Source organism: Curtobacterium sp. ME-Dv--P-122a (assembly GCF_030209645.1).
GTDB classification, from domain to species: Bacteria; Actinomycetota; Actinomycetes; order Actinomycetales; family Microbacteriaceae; genus Curtobacterium; species Curtobacterium flaccumfaciens.
Window position 1 is genome coordinate 13,666 of record NZ_JARVRO010000020.1, and the last position, 23,678, is coordinate 37,343.

15 protein-coding genes are annotated in these 23,678 nt (G+C 72.0%); 14 read left to right on the forward strand and 1 reads right to left on the reverse strand.

What is annotated here, in order from left to right; translation table 11 throughout:
• The first annotated feature begins 66 nt into the window (after positions 1 to 66).
• From QRN49_RS17870 to QRN49_RS17900, 7 genes are all read left to right on the forward strand, one after another.
• Positions 67 to 1,479, forward strand: a complete 1,413-nt coding sequence (locus QRN49_RS17870) for a serine/threonine-protein kinase (RefSeq protein ID WP_111101377.1) — start codon at positions 67 to 69, stop codon at positions 1,477 to 1,479.
• Entirely contained in the window at positions 1,476 to 7,346 is a 5,871-nt protein-coding gene (locus tag QRN49_RS17875; RefSeq protein ID WP_284757011.1) for an Ig-like domain-containing protein, read from the forward strand. The genes QRN49_RS17870 and QRN49_RS17875 overlap by 4 nt, the downstream gene beginning before the upstream one ends.
• A gap of 69 nt (positions 7,347 to 7,415) precedes the next feature.
• Positions 7,416 to 8,387 carry an AAA family ATPase gene (locus QRN49_RS17880; RefSeq protein ID WP_027465773.1) on the forward strand — a complete coding sequence of 324 codons (972 nt, stop codon included), beginning with the start codon at positions 7,416 to 7,418 and terminating at the stop codon, positions 8,385 to 8,387.
• 98 nt (positions 8,388 to 8,485) lie between these two features.
• Entirely contained in the window at positions 8,486 to 9,799 is a 1,314-nt protein-coding gene (locus tag QRN49_RS17885; protein WP_284757014.1) for a DUF58 domain-containing protein, read from the forward strand.
• Positions 9,796 to 12,273 carry a TgpA N-terminal domain-containing protein gene (locus QRN49_RS17890; protein ID WP_284757017.1) on the forward strand — a complete coding sequence of 826 codons (2,478 nt, stop codon included), beginning with the start codon at positions 9,796 to 9,798 and terminating at the stop codon, positions 12,271 to 12,273. Before QRN49_RS17885 ends, QRN49_RS17890 begins: the two co-directional genes overlap by 4 nt.
• Entirely contained in the window at positions 12,270 to 14,276 is a 2,007-nt protein-coding gene (locus QRN49_RS17895; RefSeq protein WP_350309140.1) for a zinc-ribbon domain-containing protein, read from the forward strand. The genes QRN49_RS17890 and QRN49_RS17895 overlap by 4 nt, the downstream gene beginning before the upstream one ends.
• A gap of 65 nt (positions 14,277 to 14,341) precedes the next feature.
• Positions 14,342 to 15,118, forward strand: a complete 777-nt coding sequence (locus QRN49_RS17900; RefSeq protein WP_284757019.1) for a hypothetical protein — start codon at positions 14,342 to 14,344, stop codon at positions 15,116 to 15,118.
• Positions 15,119 to 15,203: 85 nt separating this feature from the next.
• Here the strand turns inward: QRN49_RS17900 and QRN49_RS17905 are convergent, their stop codons facing one another.
• On the reverse strand, positions 15,204 to 16,196 hold the full coding sequence (locus QRN49_RS17905) for an asparaginase (protein WP_284757020.1): 993 nt from the start codon (positions 16,194 to 16,196) through the stop codon (positions 15,204 to 15,206).
• Positions 16,197 to 16,230: 34 nt separating this feature from the next.
• On the opposite strand from QRN49_RS17905, the gene QRN49_RS17910 reads away from it, so the two are divergent.
• From QRN49_RS17910 to ispG, 7 genes are all read left to right on the forward strand, one after another.
• Entirely contained in the window at positions 16,231 to 16,740 is a 510-nt protein-coding gene (locus QRN49_RS17910) for an OsmC family protein (RefSeq protein ID WP_071404620.1), read from the forward strand.
• A 6-nt stretch (positions 16,741 to 16,746) separates the two neighbouring features.
• On the forward strand, positions 16,747 to 17,718 hold the full coding sequence (locus QRN49_RS17915; RefSeq protein ID WP_071404621.1) for an FKBP-type peptidyl-prolyl cis-trans isomerase: 972 nt from the start codon (positions 16,747 to 16,749) through the stop codon (positions 17,716 to 17,718).
• Positions 17,719 to 17,720: 2 nt separating this feature from the next.
• Positions 17,721 to 18,833: a 1-deoxy-D-xylulose-5-phosphate reductoisomerase gene (gene dxr / locus QRN49_RS17920; protein ID WP_284757022.1), complete on the forward strand. Its 1,113-nt coding sequence runs from the start codon at positions 17,721 to 17,723 to the stop codon at positions 18,831 to 18,833.
• 128 nt (positions 18,834 to 18,961) lie between these two features.
• On the forward strand, positions 18,962 to 20,296 hold the full coding sequence (locus QRN49_RS17925) for a M50 family metallopeptidase (RefSeq protein ID WP_284757024.1): 1,335 nt from the start codon (positions 18,962 to 18,964) through the stop codon (positions 20,294 to 20,296).
• A gap of 24 nt (positions 20,297 to 20,320) precedes the next feature.
• Positions 20,321 to 21,811 (forward strand): purine-cytosine permease family protein, encoded by a 1,491-nt coding sequence (locus QRN49_RS17930; protein ID WP_209081275.1) that lies wholly within the window; start codon positions 20,321 to 20,323, stop codon positions 21,809 to 21,811.
• Positions 21,808 to 22,368 carry a cysteine hydrolase family protein gene (locus QRN49_RS17935; RefSeq protein ID WP_284757027.1) on the forward strand — a complete coding sequence of 187 codons (561 nt, stop codon included), beginning with the start codon at positions 21,808 to 21,810 and terminating at the stop codon, positions 22,366 to 22,368. The genes QRN49_RS17930 and QRN49_RS17935 overlap by 4 nt, the downstream gene beginning before the upstream one ends.
• Positions 22,369 to 22,424: 56 nt before the next feature.
• Entirely contained in the window at positions 22,425 to 23,579 is a 1,155-nt protein-coding gene (gene ispG / locus QRN49_RS17940; protein WP_171907786.1) for a flavodoxin-dependent (E)-4-hydroxy-3-methylbut-2-enyl-diphosphate synthase, read from the forward strand.
• Positions 23,580 to 23,678 lie beyond the last annotated feature (99 nt).

Consider the following 23,678-nt stretch of genomic DNA (forward strand, 5'->3'; position numbering starts at 1 on the left):
CACGCTTCGTACAATGACATGGCCACGTCGAGAGAGCTGGCCGCTCGGCCGGGGGAGGAGAGGACCATGGCGAGACGCCTGCCGTCCAACCCGCCCGTGATCGGCGGTTTCAGTCCCGTGCACGTCCTCGGGTCCGGTGGCTTCGCCGACGTCTTCCTCTACGAGCAGGACATGCCCCGACGACAGGTCGCGGTGAAGGTGCTGCTGGACGAGGTCGTCGACGACCGCGTCCGGCAGATGTTCCAGGCCGAGGCCAACCTGATGGCCCGGCTCAGCACGCACCCGTCGATCCTCACCGTCCTGCAGGCCAGCGTCGCCGCCGACGGCCGTCCCTACCTGGTCATGGAGCTCTGCTCCTCGTCCCTCAGTGAGCGCTACCGTCGCGAACCGATCCCCGTGTCCGAGGTGCTGTCGATCGGTATCCGCATCGGGTCGGCGCTCGAGACCGCACACCGCGAGGGCGTGCTGCACCGCGACATCAAGCCGTCGAACATCCTGCTGACGGCCTACGGCAACCCCGTGCTCTCCGACTTCGGCATCGCCGCGACGATCGGGGGCACCGACCCCGACGAGCCGATCGGCATGTCGATCCCGTGGTCCGCGCCCGAGGTCCTGATCGACGAGTCGCGCGGCACGATCCAGTCCGAGGTGTACTCACTCGCGGCGACGGTGTACTCGCTCCTCGCCGGGCGCAGCCCGTTCGAGGTCCGCGGCGGCAAGAACGGTGCGAACGACCTGATGCACCGGATCGACAAGGGCGGCGTGAAGCCCACCGGTCGCACCGACGTGCCGCCCTCGCTGGAGCGCCTGCTCGCTTCGGCGCTGTCCCGCAAGCCGCAGGGACGCCCCGCGACGGTGATGGAACTCGTCCGCGGGTTCCAGCAGGTCGAGGCCGAGCTCGGCATTCCGCAGACGTCCGCCGACGTCGCGGTCGAGGCCTGGGCGATCTCGACGCCGACCCCGCACGGTGAGCGCACCGTGATCCGTGAGCTGCAGCCACCCACCCGGGTCGGCGGGCGTCGTCGTACCCGCCGCGCGGTGCAGGGCGGGGTCGTGGCCGGCGGTTCGCACAGCGTCGGCACCGTGCACCGCACCGGGTCCGTGACGCGTGCCCGGCGCCGGACCCGTTCGACCCTGGTCTGGGCGACGTCCCTGGCCGTCGTCGTGGTCGCCGCCCTCGCGATCGCCACGGTCGTCGTCGTCGGTCGGCTCGGCGCCGGGGCGATCCCGGTCGTGGCCGAGGTCCGTGCCGAGCCGTCGCCGCAGTCCGTGTCCTTCAGCTGGACCGACCCGGGGCTGCGCAGCGGCGACACCTACGTCATCTCGTCCAACGGGTCGTCGAGCCAGCAGACCGGCACGACGTTCGTCGTCTCCGGCGAACGCGGCGACGAGGAGTGCATCGCCGTCGCCGTGAACCGCGACGGCAAGACGGGTGCCGCGAGCGCGCAGAAGTGCGCGACGATCGGGAGCGCCGGGTGATCCGCGCCCTCCTCGCGAAGCACCGCTCCGCCGCCGTGACGACCGGTGCCTCGGTGCTCGTCGCCGCCGTCGTCGCGACCACCGCCATCGTCTCCACCGGGTACCACACGCAACGCGTCGACCTCGGCGACGGCACGGTCTGGGTGCCCTCGGCCGAGTACGGCGCCGTCGGTCGGGCGAACACCGGCATCCTGCAGCTCAACACCGCGGTCGAGACGGCCAGCGACGACCTGTCCGTGCTGCAGCGCGGCTCCACCGTCTACAGCGTCGACGAGACCAAGGGCACGGTCGCCCGGGTCGACGTCGCCGACGCCACCGTGGGCGATGCGATCACGCTGCCGGCGGGGGCGCCGCAGGTCTTCTTCGCGGGCGACACCGCGGTCATCGGCAACGCCGACACGGGCGAGCTCTGGGCGACCCCCGCGAACGACCTCGCCGAGTTCGACGCGTCGGCCAAGGCCGACCTGACCCTGGGCGCCGACACCGTCTTCGACGCCTCCGACGGCCACGTCGCGGTCTACTCCGCGAAGACCGGGACGGCCTCGCTGGTCGACGTCGGCACGACACTCACCGTCGACGAACGGTGGAAGGTCGACATGGACCGGGGCGACGACTTCCAGGTCGCCACGTTCGACGGGCACCTCGCCGTGCTCGACCGCACGAGCGGTGCCCTGTCGGTCGACGGCCGCACCGTCGAACTCGGCGACCGGGTGGGGTCGTCGCCGGCCCTCCAGCGGTCCTCCGACAGCACTGCCCAGGTCACGGTCGCGGGCACGGCGGGCCTGGTCCGTGTCAGCGCCTCCGGCACCGTGGACGCCACCGCGCTCCAGGTGGCCGGACGAGCCGCGCGGCCCTACGTCGACGGTTCCTGCACGTACGCGGCGTGGGCGGGTGGGCAGGCGATCGACACGTGTGACGGCAACGCGCTGCAGCGGCTGGCGAGCACCGGCGGCACGAGCGAACTGCAGATCCTGCACAACGGCGACACCGTCGTCGCCAACGACCCGACGAGCGGCCGTTCCTGGGCGATCGACCGGAGCGGGCAGCTCATCGACAACTGGGCCGACCTGATCAAGCAGGACGACGAGCAGCAGCAGGAGCAGGTCTCGGACGACGACCCCGAGGTCGACAAGGACCAGAAGCCGCCGGTGGCGGTGGACGACGAACTGGGCGCTCGTCCGGGACGCACCACGAGCCTCCCGGTCCTGCTCAACGACTACGACCCGAACGGTGACCCGATCATCGTGAGCGAGGTCGGCACCATCTCGAAGTCCGCCGGCCGCGTCGCGATCGTCGGCGACGGCCAACGGCTGCAGGTCACGCTGTCGTCGCGCGCCACCGGGACCGTGACGTTCCCGTACACGATCACCGACGGCAACGGCGGATCGGACACCGCGACCGTCCGGATCAGCGTGCGCCCCGACAGTCAGAACGAGGCGCCGCGGCAGGTCCGCGACACCTCGGCCGACGTCGTCCAGAACGGGCACGTCGTCTCGAACGTCCTCGGCGACTGGGTCGACCCGGACGGCGACCCGGTGTACCTGGAGTCGGCGACCGCATCGAACGGTGACCGGGTGTCCACCACGCCGGACGGCCTGCTCGACTTCCGGAACGACAGCGGCCGGACCGGTGAGCGCTCCGTGCAGCTGGTCGTGAGCGACGGTCGCGCCGACGGCCGGGGAGCTGTGACGGTCCGGGTCGCCAAGCAGGGCACCGTCCCGCTGCGCGCCGATCCGTTCCCGGTGTCCGGGTACGCCGGTAAGGCCTTCACGGTCGAGCCGCTCGACCACGTGCGCGGTGGCAACGGCACCGTGACGCTGACGAGCGTGTCGTCGGCGTCCGGGCTCACCGTCACCCCGAGCTACGACGCCGGGACCTTCCGGGTGCAGGGGGAGCGGGCGGGCGACCACCAGCTCGAGTACACGGTGACCGACGGCGTGAAGACCTCGAGCGGCATCGTCCGGGTGACCGTCCTCGCGCCACCGGACGCCTCGACGGCGCCGATCACCACGCCGAAGACGGTGTTCGTGAACACCCTGTCCACCAAGGACACGGACGTCACCGCGACCGACATCGACCCGGCGGGCGGGGTGCTGCTCGTGACGGCGCTCGACGGACCCCCACGGGGCAGCGGCGTGCAGGCGAGCATCCTCGACCAGCACACGGTCCGTGTCACGCTCACGGCGCCCCTCGACGGTCCGGTCTCGTTCGGGTACACGGAGACCAACGGCCTGGCGTCGTCACCCGGCACGATCACGGTCGTCGAGATCCCGAAGCCCGACCGCATCCAGCCGCCGGTCGCCCAGCCGGACAGCGCCACCGTCCGTGTCGGCGACGTCGCCAACATCGACGTGCTCGACAACGACACCCAGCCCGAGGGCGAGCCGTTGACGCTGCAGCCCGAACTGGTGCAGAACGTCCCCGGTGACGGCGGCCTGCTGTTCGTCTCCGGCGACCACCTGCGGTACCTCGCCCCGAAGACGCCGGGCAACTACACCGCCGTCTACCGGGTCGCCGGCCCGGACGGCCAGTACGCCGACGCCGCCGTGTCGATCTCGGTGCGCGAGCGCGACGCCGCCACGAACAACCCGCCCGTCCCGCAGACCGTCACCGCGCGCGTCGTCGCCGGGTCGTCGGTGCGGGTCAGCGTGCCGTTGAACGGGATCGACCCGGACGGCGACTCCGTCCAGCTGGTCGGCGTGGGCTCCAACCCCGACAAGGGATCCGTCTCGGACGTCGCCTCGGACGCCCTGACCTACGAGGCGGGCGACTACTCGGCCGGCACCGACGAGTTCACCTACACCGTCGTCGACGCCCTCGGGGTCCGCGCCACCGGCACCGTGCGGGTCGGCATCGCACCTCGCGCCGAGCAGGCCTCGAACCCCGTGGCCGAGGCCGACCACGTCACGATCCGCCCCGGTGGGTCGGTGACGGTGCGCGTCCTGCAGAACGACTCCGACCCCGAAGGCGGGCAACTGACCGTCGCGCAGGCCGAGCCGACGGCAGAGGACGTCACCGCCAAGGTCCTCCGGAAGCAGCAGATCCGCGTCACGCCTCCGGAGTCGGCGAAGAGCGGTGACTTCGCGGTGCTCTACACGGTCGCGAACAGCAGCGGGGGATCGAGCACGGCCTTCCTCACGGTGACCGTCGACCCCGACGCCCAGCCCCTCCGGCCCGAGGTCGACGACACGACCCTCGACCTGCAGGACATCCTGCACCGGCAGAGCGTGACCGTCGACGTGCTCGACAACGTCTTCTTCGCCGAGGGCACCGCGGCCGACCTGCGTGTCGGGGTCGTCCCCGGCTACGGCGACACGGCGACGCCCACCGACGACGGCCGCATCACCGTCCGGTTGACCGACGACTCGCAGGTGATCCCGTTCTCGGTCGCCCGGGCCGACCACCCGGACATCGTCTCCTACGGCTTCATCAACGTGCCGGGCTTCGACGACGCCCTGCCCCAGATCAACCGCAGCGCCGGTGCGGTCACGGTGAAGAGCGAGGCCACCGTCCGCATCCCGCTGCAGGACTTCGTCGTGACGGCGAACGGCGAGACCGCGAAGATCACCGACCGCGGCACGGTCAAGGCCACCCACGCCAACGGGCAGAGCCTGGTGGTGGACTCCTCGACGCTGCAGTTCACGTCGGCGAAGCTCTACTACGGCAAGGCGTCGATCTCGTTCGAGGTCACCGACGGCTCGTCGGCGAACGGCGGCAAGGGCCGCGTCGCCACGCTCGTGCTCCCGATCACGGTCACGCCCCGGTCGAACCAGCCGCCGGCGTTCACGGGCTCCTCGGTCGAGATGCAGCCGGGCGAGACGCGCAAGATCGACCTGACGAAGCTGACCGACTACCCGTACCCCCGGGACCTGCCCGAGCTCCGGTACTCGATCGTCGGCCGGCCCGCCGCGGGGACGACCGCCTCGATCGCGAAGCAGCAGCTCACGATCTCGGTCGCCGACACCGCGAAGAAGAACACCACCGCGTCGATCGGGATCGGTGTCGCGGACGACGCCAACACCGGTCGCGCCGGCACCGTCACCGTCGGCGTCGTCGCCTCCACCCGTCCCGTGGTCCAGCCCGGTCCCGACCGGTCGGTGACGAAGCGCGGGGCGACCACCACCATCGACGTGCTCACGAACGACCAGCCGACCAACCCGTTCCCGGGTGAGCGGTTGCGCGTCGTGAACATCCGCGGGCTGTCCGGCGGGCCGCCGAGCGGTGTCACCGTCACGCCGAGCGGTGACCGCACGCGCCTGCAGGTCTCGGTCGCCGACACCGCGAAGCCCGGCGACGCCCACCTGCAGTACCAGGTGGCGGACGCCACGAACGACCCCGACCGGTACGTCTGGGGCGACGTCACGATCTCGGTGCAGGACGTCCCGGACGCTCCGGGTGCACCCACCCGCACCGGCTCCTACGACGGCGGTCAGGTCACGCTGACGTGGTCGACCCCGCAGGGCAACAACTCGCCCATCACGGGCTACCGGGTCGTCGGGACCAACGGCGTCTCGAAGAACTGCGGGACCGCGACGGTGTGCACACTGACCGGACTCGACCCGAAGGCGTCGTACCGGTTCCAGGTCGTGGCGACCAACGCGATCGGTGACTCGAAGCCCTCGTCCCGCTCGGGTCCGATGAGTGCGGACTTCGTGCCGGCACCGCCGAAGGGCATCACGGTCACGCCCAGCAAGGCGACGCCGAACCAGCTCGACGTCAAGTGGGGCAAGGTGTCCGCGCCGAACAACGGCAGCGCGGTCGACGACTACATCGTCACGATCGAGGGCCCCGGCCTGTCGACCACGCGGCACACCGGCACCGCCACGAACACGTCGTTCACCGGCGCCCAGAGCGCTGCCCAGTACAAGGTCACCGTGTCCGCTCGCAACGACGCCGACCGCAACGGCACCGTCGTGCAGTGGAACTCCGCGTCTGCCACCGGCAGTGCCGTCGGGACACCGGGCAAGCCGACGAACCTCCAGGCGGTCGCCGGGGACCAGGCGGACTCGTCCGGCCGGTCGACGGTGACGGTGAGCTGGAGCGCCGGGGACGCCGCCGGCGGGTCCGGCCTGCGGTACGCCGTGTTCCGATCCGGCAACGTGGACTGTGCTGCTCCGCCCTCGAACTCGCTCGGCAGTTCGAGTCCGACGCGCGACTCGGGCGTCGGCGGCGGCTCGACCCGGTACGCGGTGACCGTGACCAACGGCTACTTCTGCAACGTGGACTACGTCGACGCCGTGACCTACGAGCGGCCGTCCGGTACCGGCAGGCCCTCGGTCGACGTCGTCCCGGCCGGCACGAACCTCTGGAACGTGAGCGTCACCGCCTCGTCGCGGCCAGCACACCACTACCAGCTCGAGGCCGGCGGGCAGCCGATCACGCTGCAGCCGGGCCAGACCTGGACGGGTGTGCCCGGGTCCGGCGCCCGGAACGTCTCGGCACCGTTGACCGTCCGCGCCTGCGGTGGCCCGGGGAGCAGCTTCTGCTCGTCCGATGCGGACTCGTGGACGGGGAACGCCACGGCGCTCGACGCGAACCTCTCGGTGGCCACTGCTCAACAGGGGCAGCCGATCGCCGTGACGGGGCCGAGCGGCAGCGGGATCACGGTGCGGTACACGGCGTACTGGTACGCCAGCGACGACGGCAACGGCTTCCCCACGACGTCGAGCTGGGACGCTGGTGGGACTCCTCCGGAGCCACCCTTCTTCGCCAAGTCCGTCAAGGTGCGCGCGTACGTCACCGCGACCGACGGATCGGGTTCGACCCAGGCGGGTGAAGCAACCGACGCCTTCCCGGTCGCAGCGGCACCCGAACCGGAGCAGCCCGCCCCCGAGCAGCCCGCCCCGGAACCCGCTCCCGGCGGCTGACGCCCGCCCGGCCTGCTCCGACCCTCCCGCCGCCGCACACCTCCCGCCACGACCGAAGGACCACCCCGCATGAGCATGACCCCGGAGCAGGCCACCTGGTTCGCCGACGTCGCAGGCCGCATCGTGACCAACGTCGAGCAGGTGCTCCTCGGGAAGACGTTCGTGATCCGCCTCGCGGTCACGGCGATGCTCAGCGAGGGGCACCTGCTCCTCGAGGACGTCCCCGGAACGGGCAAGACGAGCCTCGCCCGGGCGATGGCGCAGAGCGTGCAGGGCACCACGAACCGCATCCAGTTCACCCCCGACCTGCTGCCGGGCGACATCACCGGCATCAGCGTCTACGACCAGCGGACGCAGGAGTTCGACTTCCACCGCGGGCCGGTCTTCGCGAACATCGTGCTCGCCGACGAGATCAACCGGGCGAGCCCGAAGACGCAGTCCGCGCTGCTCGAGGCGATGGAGGAGTCCGCGATCACGGTCGACGGCGTCAACCACCGTCTCGCCGCGCCGTTCATGGTCATCGCGACCCAGAACCCGATCGAGCAGGCCGGCACCTACCGTCTGCCCGAGGCGCAGCTCGACCGCTTCCTCATGAAGACGTCCATCGGCTACCCCGACCACGCCGCGACGGTGAAGATCCTCGAGACCTCGTCGGCTCCGTCGGCGTCGGTCCCGCTGGCGAGCGTCGTGCCTGCAGCGACCATCACCGAGATGGCCGCCCTGGCGCGCACCGTGCACGTCGACGCGGTGATCGCCGACTACGTCGCGCGTCTGGTGGACGCGACCCGCTCCGCGAGCGAGGTCCGGCTCGGCGTCAGCGTCCGTGGGGCGATGGGACTGATCCGTGCCTCCCGTGTCCTCGCGGCGCTGAGTGGTCGCCACTACGTCACGCCGGACGACGTGAAGGCGCTGGCCGTCCCGGTCCTCGCGCACCGCCTGGTGCTCGACGCCGAGGCCGAGTTCGACGGCGTCAGCGCACCGAGCGTCATCGCGCAGCTCCTGGTGGAGACCCCGCCGCCCGCCGACCGAGTCACGACGTGACGGACCGCCGGCCCGTCTCCACGCGCTCGCGCCGTCCGTCCTCGACGCGGTCGCGTCGTGGCACGACGGCGTACGAGCGCACGGGGACGGTCACCGGCATGACCAACGTCCGGACGCGCATCGTCGGCGACCGCGAGGGCGTCGCAGCGGATGCGGTCATCGGGATCGTCCGGCTCTGGGCAACGGCCTGGAGGCTCGTCCTGCGTCTCTGGGGCGAGGTCTCGTCCGTCGTCACCGGGCTCGGGTGGACGGTCGCCGCCCTGACGCTCGTCGCGTTCGTGTCCGGCTACCGGTTCGGCCTGCGGGAGATCGTCGTCGTCGGGTTCGCCGGCGCCGTGCTCGCGGTGGTCGCCGCGGTGGCGTTGATCGGCCGGTCGCGGCTGGCGATCCGGATGCGGCTGCCGCAGCACCGTGTGGCGGTCGGCGACGACGCCGGCGTGATCATCACGGCCGAGAACCCCACGCGCCTGCCGTCGGTGCCGACCACGGTCGAGGTCCCGGTCGGATCCGGCCTGGTCGACGTCGCCATCCCGGCCATCGGTCCGCACGGCACCTTCGAGCGGGAGGTCCCGGTCCCGACGCTCCGCCGCGGGGTGCTCGACGTCGGTCCTGTGACGGGTGTCCGCGCCGACCCGGTGGGACTCGTGCGCCGCGAGCTCGTCTGGACCGCCCGTGAGCAGGTCATCGTGCACCCGCGCACCATCGCGATCCCGTCGACGAGCACAGGCCTGGTGCGCGACCTCGAGGGGCAGGCGACGACGGACCTGTCACCGGCGGACATCGCCTTCCACGCCATCCGCGAGTACATGCCCGGCGACGATCCGCGCACCATCCACTGGAAGTCGACCGCCAAGTCCGGCGCGCTCATGGTCCGGCAGTTCGAGGACACCCGTCGCTCGCACCTCGTCGTCGCGCTCGGCATCGCCCGTGGTGAGTTCGCCGACGACGAGGAGTTCGAGCTCGCGGTCAGCGCGGCCGCGTCCCTCGGTGCGCGGGCGATCCGCGACGGCCGTGAGGTCTCGGTCGTGGTGTCGCAGCGCACGCCCGAGTTCGCGAAGCGTGCCGTGTACGCCGTGCGGACGCTCCCCACCGTCACGCCGACGCGCCTGCTCGACGACTTCGCCTCGGTCGGCCTCGCCGACGCGTGCCTGCCGATCGCCGAGGTCTCCCGGATCGTCGGCAGCGACACCGATGGCATCTCCGTCGCGTTCCTCGTGGTGGGGTCGACCGTCGGCCTGCCCGCCCTGCGACTCGCCGCCACCCGGTTCCCCGTCGGGGTGGAGGTCGTCGCGGTGATCTGCGAGCCCGAGGCCCAGCCGCGGTTCCTGCGCGTCGCGGGTCTGACGGTGATGACCATCGGCTACCTGGACGACCTCCGGCACGCCCTGCACCGATCGGCGTCGGCAGCATGAGCGCCGCACCGGTGACCACCCCGGCCCCGGCCGCGGACCGGGCGAGACGCTCGACCCGACGTTCCGACCGACGCGACGCACGGCGGCTCGTGCCGTTCCGGCTCGCCGGCGGCACACTGGCGGTCTGGCTGTTGCTGGCCGTCGCGAGCACGTCCTGGTGGCCGGTGTACCGGGACGGCGCGATGATCACCGCCGCGGTGACCGCGATCGTCATCGGGACGGTCGTCGCGCTCCTCGGCACCCTGTTCCGGCTCCCGACGGCCGTCGTGGCGATCGCGACCGTCGCCGCCTTCACGCTCACGGGCGTCCCCGCCGCCGTGCCGAGTCAGGCCAACGGCCTGCTGCCCACCGGCCGCGGACTCCTCGACCTCTTCGCCGGCGTCGCCCTCGGCTGGAAGCAGCTGGTGACCATCAGCCTGCCGGTGGGGTCCTACGAAGCGCTCCTCGTGCCCTACTCCGTGACGCTGCTCGTGGCGGCGGTGACCGCCGTGAGCGTGGCGACCCGCGCCTCCAGGCAGGAACTCGCGAGCATCCCGGCACTGGTGCTCTTCGCGGTGGGGGTCGTCGTCGGGCCGAGCCGGCTCGACACGTCGATCGTGACGGCGGTCGTCCTTGTCGGCCTCGCCCTCGTCTGGGCGCTGACCGTGCGGCACGCGCGTCGCGCCGTCGCGGTGGCGACCACCATCGGTGCACGCGTGCCGGTCGCGCGGTCGATCGTCCGCCCCGCCCTCGTGGGAACCGGCACCATCGTGGCCGCGGCGGTCGTCGCGACAGGACTCGGCCTGGTGGCACCTCCGTCGGGTGAGCGCACCGTCGCACGCACCGACGTCGTGAAGCCGTTCGACCCACGCGACTACGTCAGTCCGCTCAGCGGGTTCCGCGCCTACGAGGAGTCCACCGCCTCGGACGCGACCCAGCTCCGGGTGACCGGCCTGCCCGAGGGCGGGTTCGTCCGCATCGCGACGCTCGACACCTACGACGGCGTCGTCTACCGCGTCGGCGGGGCCGACGGTTCGGCCGGCTCGGGCACCTTCGAACGTGTGCCGACCGCGGTCGACGTCCGCGGCGTCCGGGGCACCACGGTCGACGTCGGTGTGACGGTCGACGGGTACCGCGGTGTGTGGCTGCCGACGGTCGGTGACCTGGAGCGCGTGGCGTTCACCGGGCAGGACGCCGACGACGAGCGCGGCGCCTTCTTCTACAACGGATCGACCGGCACCGGCGCCGTGGTCGGCGGAGTGGGGGACGGCACGTCCTACGACCTGACGGCGGTGCTGCCCGACCAGCCGACGGAACGGCAGCTGGCCACCGCCCGGCCGGGGAGCGCCGCCGTGCCCACCGCACGGGACGTCCCCGACGCCGTGCGCGACACCGTGGAGTCCACGACGAAGGACGTGTCGGCACCCGGTGCGAAGCTCCTCGCCGCGGTGCAGTCCCTGCAGCGGAACGGGTACGTCAGCCACGGTGTCGGCGACGACCGGATGAGTCGGTCCGGTCACGGTGCCGACCGTGTCCAGGAGCTGCTCACCGCACCCCTGATGATCGGGGACCAGGAGCAGTACGCCGCGGCGGCTGCACTGATGGCGGACGAGATCGGGTTCCCGGCACGGGTCGTGATGGGCTTCACGGCCGGGGGAGACTCGGGCCGCGACGGCACCGCAGCGCGTGGCGGGACGACGACCTTCCGTGGGTCCGACGTCACGGCCCGCATCGAGGTGGACACCGCGCAGTGGGGATGGGTGATGCTCAACCCCAACCCCGAGGTGCGCGAGATCCCGAACGAGCAGCAGCAGACCCCGCAGCCGGTCACCCGACCGGAGACGGTGGTGCCGCCGCCCCCGGTCGACCGGCAGGATCAGGACCAGCAGACGCCCCCCGAGAGCGACCGGAACACGCCGCCGGTGCAGCCGCTCTGGCTCCAGATCCTGCTCGCGGTGCTGCCCTGGGCCCTCGGGACGCTCGGCGTGGTCGCGCTCGTCCTGCTGCCGTTCGCCGTGATCGTGCTGCTGAAGCGACTGCGGCGCCGCCGACGGCGGAACGCCACCACGCCCCGCGGCCGCATCGTCGGTGCCTGGGACGAGTACCGCGACGCACTGCTCGACCGCGGGCACGACGTGCGGCAGGCAGCAACCCGACGCGAAGCCGTGGTCGGTGCACCGGGCGACGGTGGCACCGGACTGGCCGCGCTGGCCGACCGTGCGGTGTTCGGTCCGAGTGACGCCGACCAGACCACCGCCGACCGCATGTGGGCGGCGACCGACGATGCGATCGGTTCGCTCCGGACGGGGCGGACCCGGCGGGAGCGGTTCCGCACCGCCGTCTCGCTCCGGTCCCTGCGGGGAACGGGACGCCGTCCGACGGCACGGTCCCGTCGGAGGACCGACCGCCAGGCTGCGTCGGGGCGCGGCGACTACGATGTCCAGAGGCCGGACGAGCGTCGTGGACGGCCGAGTGAGGACAGAGGCACCACGTGATCAGATGCGAACACTGCGGATCGATGCTCCCGGACGGAGCGATCTTCTGCGGTGAGTGCGGACGCGCGGTCACCGCCGCCGCGAGCCGTCGCCCGGTCGCGCCGACCCCCGTCGAACAGGCACCACCGCCACCGTTGCAGCAGCCCGACGCCCACGGCCGACGGTCCGACCCGGCCTCCGACGCCTGGTTGCCCGAAGCCACGCTCGACCCCGCCACGCGTGCCTGGCTCACCGGTGCCGACCGTCGGGGGACCGAACCGCCGGTACCCGTGCCGGTGCAGCGTCCCGACGACTTCGCGCCGCGCCAGGCCCCCTCCCACGTGCACGGTGCCGGGTCCGGGCTCGCGGACTGGTCGGGCGCGCCGGGCGAGTCCGAGCCTCCCCTCGACCCCGACGCGTACCCGTCCGAAGCCCTCGATGCCGACGACCCCGAGCGCACCCGCATCGCCCCGGCTCCCGGTCGCCCCGAGACGCCCGAGGACCCGATCCGCGATGCTCCGTCGTCGGTCTCGGACCAGGCGGCGCGACAGCCCGTCGAGTCCCAGCCCGTCATGCCCCAGCCCGTCGAGCCGCAGCCAGCTGCCGAGCCCTCCGTGCCGGTGTGGGCGCCGCCCGCTGCCACCGCACCCCCGGCGGCACCCGCCGGTCCGTCCTGGTGGGTCGGTCGCGGTACCCCTGCTGCCGAGGCGCCCGCCGAGCCAGTCGTCCCGCCGATGCCGGGAGCACCCGCCGAACCTGATCCCGAACAGGATGCTACGGCTCCTGCGCCCGACGAACTCGGCGCGCAGGAAGCCCAGAACGCACAGAACGGCCAGGAACCCCGGGACGCACAGGAAGCCCAGGACGCACAGGGTGCCCGGGACGCCTCCGAGCCGGAGCCCGACGAGGCGATCGTGGCCGCGTCGGAGACGAGCGCCACCGACGACCAGCCGCCCGTCGTGTCGCCCCCGCAGCCCGGGGACACCGCCGTGGTCGAGCCGCTGATCGACCGTCGACCGCCCCGTCCGGCCCCGCTCGTCACCCCGGGCATGCACGAGACGACCATCTGCCACGTCTGCGGCAACCGGCTCGAACCCGACGACATCTTCTGCGGCGAGTGCGGAGCCGTCCGTCCGGCGGTCACCGCGGCCTTCACCGGCCCGGTGATGCCGCTGCCGATGACCCGACCCGACTGGGCCGCCGAGGAGTCCGACGGCACGCAGGCCTCCGACGCGGGCAACGCTGCGGACGAGCCGGACGAGCCCGACGCGGATCCGGCCGTGCCCGCGGGTCCGAACGAGTCCGACGAGCGCGCTGCAGGCGACGAGCCGGACGACGAGATCCCGGTGGACGACGAGTCCCTCCGCGCCGAGGTCGAGCAGTCCGATGCCGGCCGACGTCCCCGCGGAGCGCACGCTGCCCCGGTGACCGAGCCCGAGCCGCCGACCGAGGCGTCCGCCGTGCCGCGCACGCCGATCCCGCCGGTGCCCGGTTCCGCCACCGTCCCCTCCTCGGCACCGTCCGCCGACACCGCGGGCGTGCCCTCCGCTGCACCGCTGCCCCCGATCCCGGGAGCGACCGGACCCGCGCTGCCGCTCCCGCCCGTCGACCGGTCGGAGTCGCTCGCAGCGGCCGGCGCGCTCGACGACCTCGACGAGGACGTCGACGAGACCCGCATCGTCGCGAAGACCCCGACCCGGGCACCGTTCGTGCTGCACTTCAGCACGGGTGAGCGGCTCGGCGTCCACGGCACGGGCCTGCTCGGCCGGCTGCCGCGACCGCAGCCGGGGGAGCGCTACGACGATCTGCTGACCGTGCACGACCCGGGCAAGTCCGTGTCGAAGACGCACCTCGAGCTCGGCCGCGACGGCGACGACCTGTGGGTCTCCGACCGGTTCTCCGGCAACGGCACGGTCGTCCGGCACATCGACGGATCGATCCGTCGCTGCGAGCCCGGTCGGCGATACCGCGTCGAGCGTGGCGCCCGCGTCGACATCGGTGAGCAGTTCTTCCTGGTGCAGTAGGCGACTTCTCCACAGATCGGGCCCCGGGCCAGCGCTGAGCTGCTCGTTCCTGGTGCGATGGGGGCATGTCCCGGTTCACCGCACGTTGCGTGATCGTGGGGGCCGCGGTCGCGCTCGTCGTGGCCGGCGTCCTCGCGCCGATCAGCGGCGCGGGGCAGGGCGTCCTGCTCGGCGCGGGTGCGTGCTGCGCGCTGGTCGACGTGGTGCTGCACCGTTCGGCCTCGCCGGACCCGGACCCGGTCGCGGTCGTCGCTCCGCGCGGACCGGACCAGCCCGCCGAGCCAGAACCGCTCGGTGCGCCGGAAACGCTGGTGGGCGCCGTTCCCGAGGACGGCGACGGCACGCCGGCACTCGTCCTCGGGCACGGTCCGGGCGGCCGCGTACTCCGGGTCGACGCCGCGTCCCACGTCGTGGTCGTCGGTGCCGGAGCACTCGCCGTCGCGGTGTTCCGCGGGCTCGCCGAGCAGCTCCGAGCCGCTGCCGTCCACACCGACGAGGACCTGCGCTGGGCTGCTGCTCCCGAGGGCCTCGACGCCGTGGGGACCAGCAGTGCCGATCCAGCCCCGAGCGCCCGGTCAGCGAGCACCCGGGCAGCGAGCAGCCTGTCAGTGCACGCCCTGCCGTCGGGGACCTCGGTCGCGGTGCGGATGGGTTCCGACGGCCGACCGCACGGCTCCGTGGTGCTCGTGGCCGGACTCGGATCGGCGCCTCGTCAGCGGGACGTCACCGTCGAGATCTCACGGTACGGCTGCTCCGTCCGTCAACCCGACGACCACGCGGTCGTCCGGGTGTCCCCGGCGCTGCCGGTCCTCGTCCCCGACCCCGTGAGCGCCGATCGATGACCACCGCCGACTCTTGACCAGCGCTGACCCTTGACCAGCGCCGACCCTTGACCGGCGCTGCCCCTCGATCAGCGCCGACCAACGATCAGCGCAACCCGGCGCCGACCCGCACCGCGCCGACGGGCACGCCACCGCCGAGCACCCGCTCACCGGTCGCTTCGAGCACCTCGGCCACCCCGTCCGACGCGACGAGTCCGTTCCGCTCGAGCAGCGCCAGGGCCGCCAGGGTGCCGGCGCGCTGCGAGCCGTCGAGCACCTTCACGGCCACGGCCGCGCCTCCGGGCAACCCCATGACCATGACGCCCTCGGCACCGAGCTTCGCCAGCACCTGCAGTCGCTCGATGGTGACGGTGTTCGCGCGTCCGACGCCGTCGATCGCCCACGGGTGCGCCAGGACCGCGTCGGTCAGCGCGGCGGAGTCGTCGTCGGCCCGTGCCACGACACCGGCGAACCCGCGTGCCAGCCCCGTCAGGGTGAGCGGGAAGACGGGGGCGCCGCAGCCGTCCGTGCCGACCAGGTCGACGGTCTCGTTCGTGTACTCCTCGACCACGGCACGCACCCGCTGCTGCAGCGGGTGCTCGATGTCGAGGTACGTGGCTTCGTCCCACCCGTTCACCCGGCAGGCCGCGAGCATGCCGGCGTGCTTGCCGGAGCAGTTCATCGCCAGTCGGCGGGGGCCGTCCATCGTCCGGGCGGTCCCGCGGTCGAAGGGCATGTCGGGCGGGCAGCCGAGGTCGGATTCGACGTGGTCGAAGGACTCGAGCATGTGCAGGGCGAGCGCCTGGTGGGCCGCGGTACCGGCGTGGCTCGCGGTGGTGAGGACGAGTTCCTCGTCGGAGAACAGTGCACCGGCACGGCGGACGGCCAGGGCCTGGAACGGCTTCATGGTGGAACGCGGGTAGATGCTCGCGGTCACGTCGCCCACGGAGTCGATCACGGTGCCGCTCGCGTCGACGACGACGCCGGCGCCGACGTGCCGGCTCTCGTCGAACCCTGAGCGTTCGAGCACCGCCAGCTCGACGGAACCGTCGGCGGTGAGAGGATGGCGATCACTGCGGACTTCGGGGCTCACCGTCATGCCGCCATGCTAGCCAAGGCGAAGGGGCGCACCCGTGCACGACCACTCCTACGAGGTCTCCGTCAGCTGGACCGGCGACCGCGGGACCGGCACCTCCGGGTACCGCGACTACGGCCGCGAACACGTGGTCTCCGCGACCGGCAAGCCGGACGTCCCCGGCTCCGCCGACCCGACGTTCCGCGGGGACCGTGACCGCTGGAACCCCGAGGAGATGGTGGTCGCGGCGCTGGCCCAGTGCCACATGCTCAGCTACCTGCACGTCGCGGTGACGAAGGGCTTCACCGTCGTCGACTACCAGGACACCGCGACCGCGTCGCTCCGCCTGAACCGCGACGGTTCGGGTGAACTGACCGAGGCGACCCTGCACCCGGTCGTCACCATCCTCGAAGCCGACCGGGTCGCGGACGCCGAAGCCGCACACGTCACCGCGAACGAGCTCTGCTTCATCGCGCGGTCCGTGGCGTTCCCGGTGCACCACGAGCCGCAGCTGGTCGTCCGACCTGCGTCATTGGCAGGGGACTCTTCGACAGGTGGGGCAGACTAGGTCCTCGTGAAGCGTCTCCGCCTGCTCCCGATCGCCATCGTCCCCGCCGTCGTGCTGGGACTCGCCGCCTGCTCCGGCTCCGGTTCGAACGGGTCCTCGGCTTCGCCGACCCCGTCGGCCAGTGCCACGGCCTCGGCGATCACCTCCTGCCCCGACCCGGGCAAGTCGTCCGATGCCATCAAGGCGACCGGGTCGTTCGGCGGACCGAAGGCCCCGACCGTGAAGTTCTCGTCCGGCCTGTCCGCCAAGACGCCGCAGGCCACCCGCCTCGTGAAGGGCAAGGGCGCGGCGCTCGACGAGGGCGACTACGCGCAGGTCTCCTACAGCGTGTACGAGGCTTCGGACGCCAAGAAGCTCGGCACCGTCGGCTTCGACGAGGGCAACCCGCAGGTGCTCTCCGTCGGCGGATCGGGCTTCGGTGCGCTCCTCGCCTGCTCGAAGGTGGGCGACCGCGTCGCCGCGGTCGGACAGTCCTCCGCACTCGGCTTCAACACCGGCGGTGAGATCGTCGTGGTCGCCGACGTCGTCGCGCAGACCCCGACCAAGGCGACCGGCACCCCGCAGGACCAGGACCCGGGCCTGCCCACGGTCAAGGACAAGGCCTCGGGCGAGCCGGAGATCACGGTCCCCGACGGCGTGAAGGCGCCCACGAAGACCACGGTCGAGGTGCTCAAGCAGGGCGACGGCACCGAGATCGCCGACGGCGACACCGCTCTCGTGCAGTACAAGGGCGTCGTCTACGACACCGGCAAGGAGTTCGACTCCTCGTGGTCGAAGGGTGTCCCCACCACCTTCACCGTGTCGGAGAGCGCGCTCATCAAGGGCTTCGTCACCGGGCTCGTCGGGCAGAAGGTCGGCTCGCAGGTCCTGATCGTCGCCACGCCGGAGGACGCCTACGGCGCGAACCCGCAGGAGGGCTCGGGCATCCCGAAGAACGCCACGCTCGTCTTCGTTGTCGACATCCTCGCCAAGGGCTGACCGTGACGGACGGCCGCCTCGGCACCACCGGTCCGGACCGTCGGCGGATCGTCGTCCTCGGCAGCACCGGCTCGATCGGCACCCAGGCGCTCGACGTCGTCGCCCGCAACCCCGATCGGTTCGAGGTCGTCGGGCTCACCGCCGGCAGCAACCGCGACGTCGTCGCCGAACAGGCCGCCCGGTTCGGCGTCCGCGACACGGCGTTCGGCGCGGCCGACTCGGAGCAGCTGGTCCGGAGCGTCGAGGCCGACGTCGTCCTGAACGGCATCACCGGCTCGGTCGGCCTCGGCCCGACGCTCGCGGCCCTCGAGACCGGCGCCGTGCTCGCCCTCGCGAACAAGGAGAGCCTGATCGTCGGCGGCTCCCTCGTGCAGCAGGCCGCGGCGCCCGGGCAGATCGTGCCCGTGGACAGCGAGCACTCCGCCATCGCGCAGGCGCTGCGCTCCGGCGCCGACGCCGAGGTGCAGCGGCTCGTCCTGACGGCGAGCGGCGGTCCGTTCCGTGGGCGCACCCGCGAGCAGCTCCGTGACGTCACCCCCGCCCAGGCGCTGGCGCACCCGACCTGGGACATGGGTCTCGTCGTCACGACGAACTCCGCGACCCTGGTCAACAAGGGGCTCGAGGTCATCGAGGCCCACCTGCTCTTCGACGTGCCGTACGACCGCATCGACGTCACCGTGCACGCGCAGTCGATCGTGCACTCGATGGTCGAGTTCGTCGACGGTTCCACCATCGCCCAGGCGTCGCCGCCGGACATGCGGCTACCGATCGCGCTCGGCCTGGCCTGGCCGGACCGGGTGCCCGGCGTCGGCGTGCCGCTCGACTGGACGACCGCGAGCACGTGGACGTTCGAGCCGCTCGACCAGGACGCCTTCGGCGCCGTCGCCCTCGCCAAGCGAGTGGGCGAGCTGGGCGGGACGTTCCCGGCCGTGTTCAACGCCGCGAACGAGCAAGCCGTCGCCGCGTTCCACGCCGGCGCGATCGGTTTCCTGGACATCGTCGACACGGTCGAGCGCGTCGTCGAGGAGCACACCGCGGGGGAGCCGTCACTCGACGGCGTGCTCGCCGCGGAGCAGTGGGCCCGCACCGCTGCGGACCGCGCGCTGACCCGCTGACGCGAGTGGCGCCTCCCGTCCGACGCGGAGGCGGCAGACCGCGGACGTGACGCACAGGCCTGGAGGCCCAGATCACCTCTCAGACGGCGCTCGGCTCCGTCATGGAATCAGTCCCGTACTCTTTCCCGGTGACCGTCGAATCCGTCCTGCTCTTCGTCCTCGGCGTGGTCGTCTTCATCATCGGCCTGCTGGTCTCGATCGGACTCCACGAGCTGGGGCACCTGTCCTTCGCGAAGCTCTTCAACGTCAAGGTGACGCAGTACTCGCTGGGCTTCGGCAAGGCGATGTGGTCGTTCAAGCGGGGTGAGACCGAGTACGGGATCCGCCCGATCCTGCTCGGTGGGTACATCTCGATGGTCGGCATGCTCAAGCCGCGCGCCTCGGGCCGGGCGAACGCCATCACGAACACCGGCATGTACGGCGCGTTCGTGCAGGACGCCCGCCAGGCCAGCGCCGAGCAGATCGCGGACTCCGGCGGTGACGACTCCCGCGCCTTCTACCGCCTGACGCCGTGGAAGCGGATCATCGTGATGGTCGCGGGCCCGGCGATGAACCTGGTGATCGGCATCGTGCTGTTCGGTGTGCTGCTGTGCGGGTTCGGGGCGCCGACAACGACCTTCACGTCGAGCGTGGGGTGCGTGCTGCCGAACAGCCGGACGACCGAGTGCTCGCCCGGCGACGCGGTGTCCCCGGCGAAGCAGGCGGGCATCGAGTCCGGCGACGTCGTGCTCTCGGTGAACGGTGAGCAGGACCCCACCATCAGCCGCGTCTCCGAGGTCTTCCAGGAGTCCGCCGGTGACCAGGTCACCGTGGTCGTCGAGCGCGACGGTGCCCGCAAGACCCTCGAGATCACCCCGACGACCGCCACCCGCGACGTCTACGACGCCGAGGGCAAGGTCGTCAAGAACGACGACGGCACCACGAAGACCCAGCGCGTCGGCGTGGTCGGCGTCAGCATCGGGCAGTCCCTGGTGCGGCAGTCCCCGGCCGAGGTGCTGCCGGCGACCGGCGCCCAGATCGCGGCGTCGGCGCACCTGATCATCGACCTGCCGCAGCGCCTGGTCGCCGTGTGGAACGCCGCGTTCGGTGCCCAGGAGCGGTCACAGGACAGCCCCGTGTCGGTGGTGGGCGTGGGCCGCGCGATCGGCGAGGTCTCGTCGATGAGCGGCGTCCCCGTGGTCGACAAGGCGTACACGATCCTCGGGCTGCTGGCCTCGCTCAACATCGGCCTGTTCGTGCTGAACATGGTGCCGCTGCTGCCGCTCGACGGCGGACACATCGCGGGTGCGCTCTGGGAAGCGATCAAACGACGGTCGTTCAAGCTCGTCGGCAAGGCGGACCCGGGGCCCATCGACCTGGCGAAGACGATGCCCCTGACGATGGTCGTCGTGGTGCTGCTGGCGGGCATGAGCGCGCTGCTCATCTACGCCGACATCGTGCGGCCGGTGAACCTGTTCGGGTAGTCGCTCCGGCGCTACGCTCAGCGGATGACCACAGCCGCCCCGAACCCTCCCGAGGTTCGCACCGTCGAGCGCCAGGGCCTCGACGTCATCGCCGAGTCCGACCGGAAGGGCACCCCACGGGGACTGTTCTGGCCGTGGTTCGCCGCCAACATCTCTGTGCTCGGCATCGCTTACGGGGCATTCGTCATCGGGTTCGGCATCTCCTTCTGGCAGGCCACCGCCGTCTCGGTCGTCGGGGTGGTGTTCTCGTTCCTGCTGTGCGGCGTCGTCGCGATCGCCGGCAAGCGGGGGTCGGCGCCGACGATGGTGCTGAGTCGTGCGGCCTTCGGCGTGCGGGGCAACCGGGTGCCCTCGTTCCTCAGCTGGATCCTCACCGTCGGGTGGGAGACCTCGCTCGCCGCCCTGGCGGTCCTGGCGACCTCGACGGTCTTCACCGAGCTCGGCTGGGACGGCGGGGTGCTGACGAAGGTCGTCGCGCTGGTCGTCGTCGCGGCGCTCGTGGTCGGGGCCGGCGTCGCGGGCTTCGACGTGATCATGCGCCTGCAGACCTGGATCACGGTCATCACGGGGGTGCTCACCGTCGTCTACATCGTGCTCGCGGTGCCCTCCATCGACTTCGCCGCGATCGCCGCGATGCCCTCCGGCAGCGGTCAGCAGGTCATCGGGGCCCTGGTCCTGGTGATGACCGGCTTCGGCCTCGGCTGGGTGAACGCGGCTGCCGACTACTCGCGGTACCTGCCGCGGGCCGCGTCCACCGGTGGGGTCGTCGGGTGGACGACCTTCGGCGGCGCGCTGGCCCCGGCGATCCTCGTGGTCTTCGGCGTCCTGCTCGCCGGGTCGTCGCCGGACCTGAACGCTGCCATCCAGGACGACCCGATCGGCGCGCTCACCACCATCCTGCCGATCTGGTTCCTCATCCCGTTCGCGATCGTGGCGATCCTCGGGCTCGTCGGGGGAGCGGTCCTCGACATCTACTCGTCGGGCCTCGCGCTGCTGAGCGTCGGCGTGAAGATCCCGCGGCCGGTCGCCGCCGGGGTCGACGGCGTGTTCATGGTGGCTGGGGCGATCTACATCGCGTTCTTCGCCGAGTCGTTCGTCATCCCGTTCCAGGCGTTCCTGATCACCCTCGGCGTCCCGATCGCGGTCTGGGCCGGCATCTTCGTCGCCGACGTCCTGCTGCGTCGTCGCGCCTACGCGGAGGCCGAGCTCGACGACCGCCGCGGCCGGTACGGTGACGTCCGGTGGGGCGCGATCGCCCTGGTCGTCGTCGGCACTGCGCTCGGGTGGGGCCTCGTCACGCTGGCGTCACCCACGTGGTTGACCTGGCAGGGCTACCTGCTCGGCCCGTTCGGCCTCGGTGGCCGCGAGGGCCCCTGGGCGTACGCGAACCTCGGCGTCCTCGTCGCCCTGGTCGTCGGGTTCCTCGGCACGCTGCTGTTCGCGCGCGGGTCGATCCGCCGCCAGGAAGCCCTGAGCACACCGGGAGCACCGAGCACTCCGGACGACCTGCGATGAGCGCGGAGATCCCCGACGACGCCTGGCTCGTCGTGATCGACATGCAGCAGGTCTTCACCGGCGAGAACCCGTGGGCCGCCCCGCGGTACGACCACGTCGGCGCCGGCATCGAGCGGCTTCTGCCGCGGTTCACGGGCCGCACGGTGTTCACCCGCTTCGTCGCCCCGGAGCAGCCCGCGGGTGCGTGGGTGCCGTACTACCGCGACTGGCCCTTCGCACTGGTCCCGGACGCCGACCCGCTGTACGCGCTCACCGAGCCGTTCGCGTCGGCCGCCGCGGACCGGAACGACCCCGTCGTGACGGAACCGACCTTCGGCAAGTGGGGGACGAGCCTCCAGGCCGTCGTCGGCGACCACCCGCACCTGGTGCTCACGGGGGTGTCGACCGACTGTTGCGTGCTGTCGACCGCGCTGGCCGCGGCCGACGCCGGTGCGACGGTGACCGTCGTGGCGGACGCCTGTGCCGGCGCCAGCGACGAGGACCACGACCGCGCACTCGCGGTGATGCGGCTCTACGCCCCGCTGATCACGGTCGTGGACTCGGTCAGGGAGCTCTGAACGGACGTACGGGGACCGGACCCGGCACGGTCAGACCGAGCGCGTAGAGTGCTCACGTGCCCGCAGTCAACCTCGGTATGCCCAAGTCCCCCGAAACCCTCGCTCCGCGTCGCAAGTCGCGGCAGATCCGGGTCGGCAAGGTGCTCGTGGGCGGCGACGCCCCGGTGTCCGTGCAGTCGATGACCACGACGCAGACCACCAACATCAACGCGACGCTGCAGCAGATCGCTGAACTCACGGCCTCGGGCTGCGACATCGTCCGGGTCGCCGTGCCCACGCAGGACGACGCCGACGCGCTGGCGATCATCGCGAAGAAGTCGCAGATCCCCGTGATCGCCGACATCCACTTCCAGCCGAAGTACGTCTTCCAGGCGATCGACGCCGGCTGCGCTGCCGTCCGCGTCAACCCGGGCAACATCCGCAAGTTCGACGACCAGGTCGGCGCGATCGCCAAGGCCGCCAAGGACGCCGGCGTCTCGCTCCGCATCGGCGTGAACGCGGGGTCGCTCGAGCCGAGCCTGCTGCAGAAGTACGGCAAGGCCACCCCCGAGGCGCTCGTCGAGTCCGCCGTGTGGGAAGCCTCCCTGTTCGAGGAGCACGACTTCCACGACTTCAAGATCTCGGTCAAGCACAACGACCCGATCGTGATGGTCAAGGCCTACCGGCAGCTCGCCGCCGCCGGCGACTGGCCGCTGCACCTCGGCGTGACCGAGGCCGGCCCGGAGTTCCAGGGCACGATCAAGAGCGCCACCGCGTTCGGCATCCTGTTGGCCGAGGGCATCGGCGACACCATCCGCGTGTCGCTCTCCGCCCCGCCCGCGCAAGAGGTCAAGGTCGGCCTGCAGATCCTGCAGTCGCTCAACCTGCGCGAGCGCAAGCTCGAGATCGTCTCCTGCCCGAGCTGCGGTCGCGCGCAGGTCGACGTGTACCAGCTCGCGAACGACGTCACGAAGGGGCTCGAGGGCATGACCGTCCCGCTCCGCGTCGCCGTCATGGGCTGCGTCGTGAACGGCCCGGGCGAGGCGCGCGAGGCCGACCTCGGCGTCGCCTCGGGCAACGGCAAGGGGCAGATCTTCGTCAAGGGCCAGGTCGTCAAGACCGTGCCCGAGGCCGAGATCGTCCAGACACTCATCAACGAGGCGAACCGCATCGCGGACGAGATGGGTCCGGCCGCCGCCACAGGCACGCCCCAGGTGATCATGGCGCCGTAGGCGCGACCACTCTCCGGACCGGAGGCCCGGTGCCAGCTGGCACCGGGCCTCCGGTCCGTCCTCCTTGTCCTGGATCTGGAACAGCGTGACCGGCAGGTC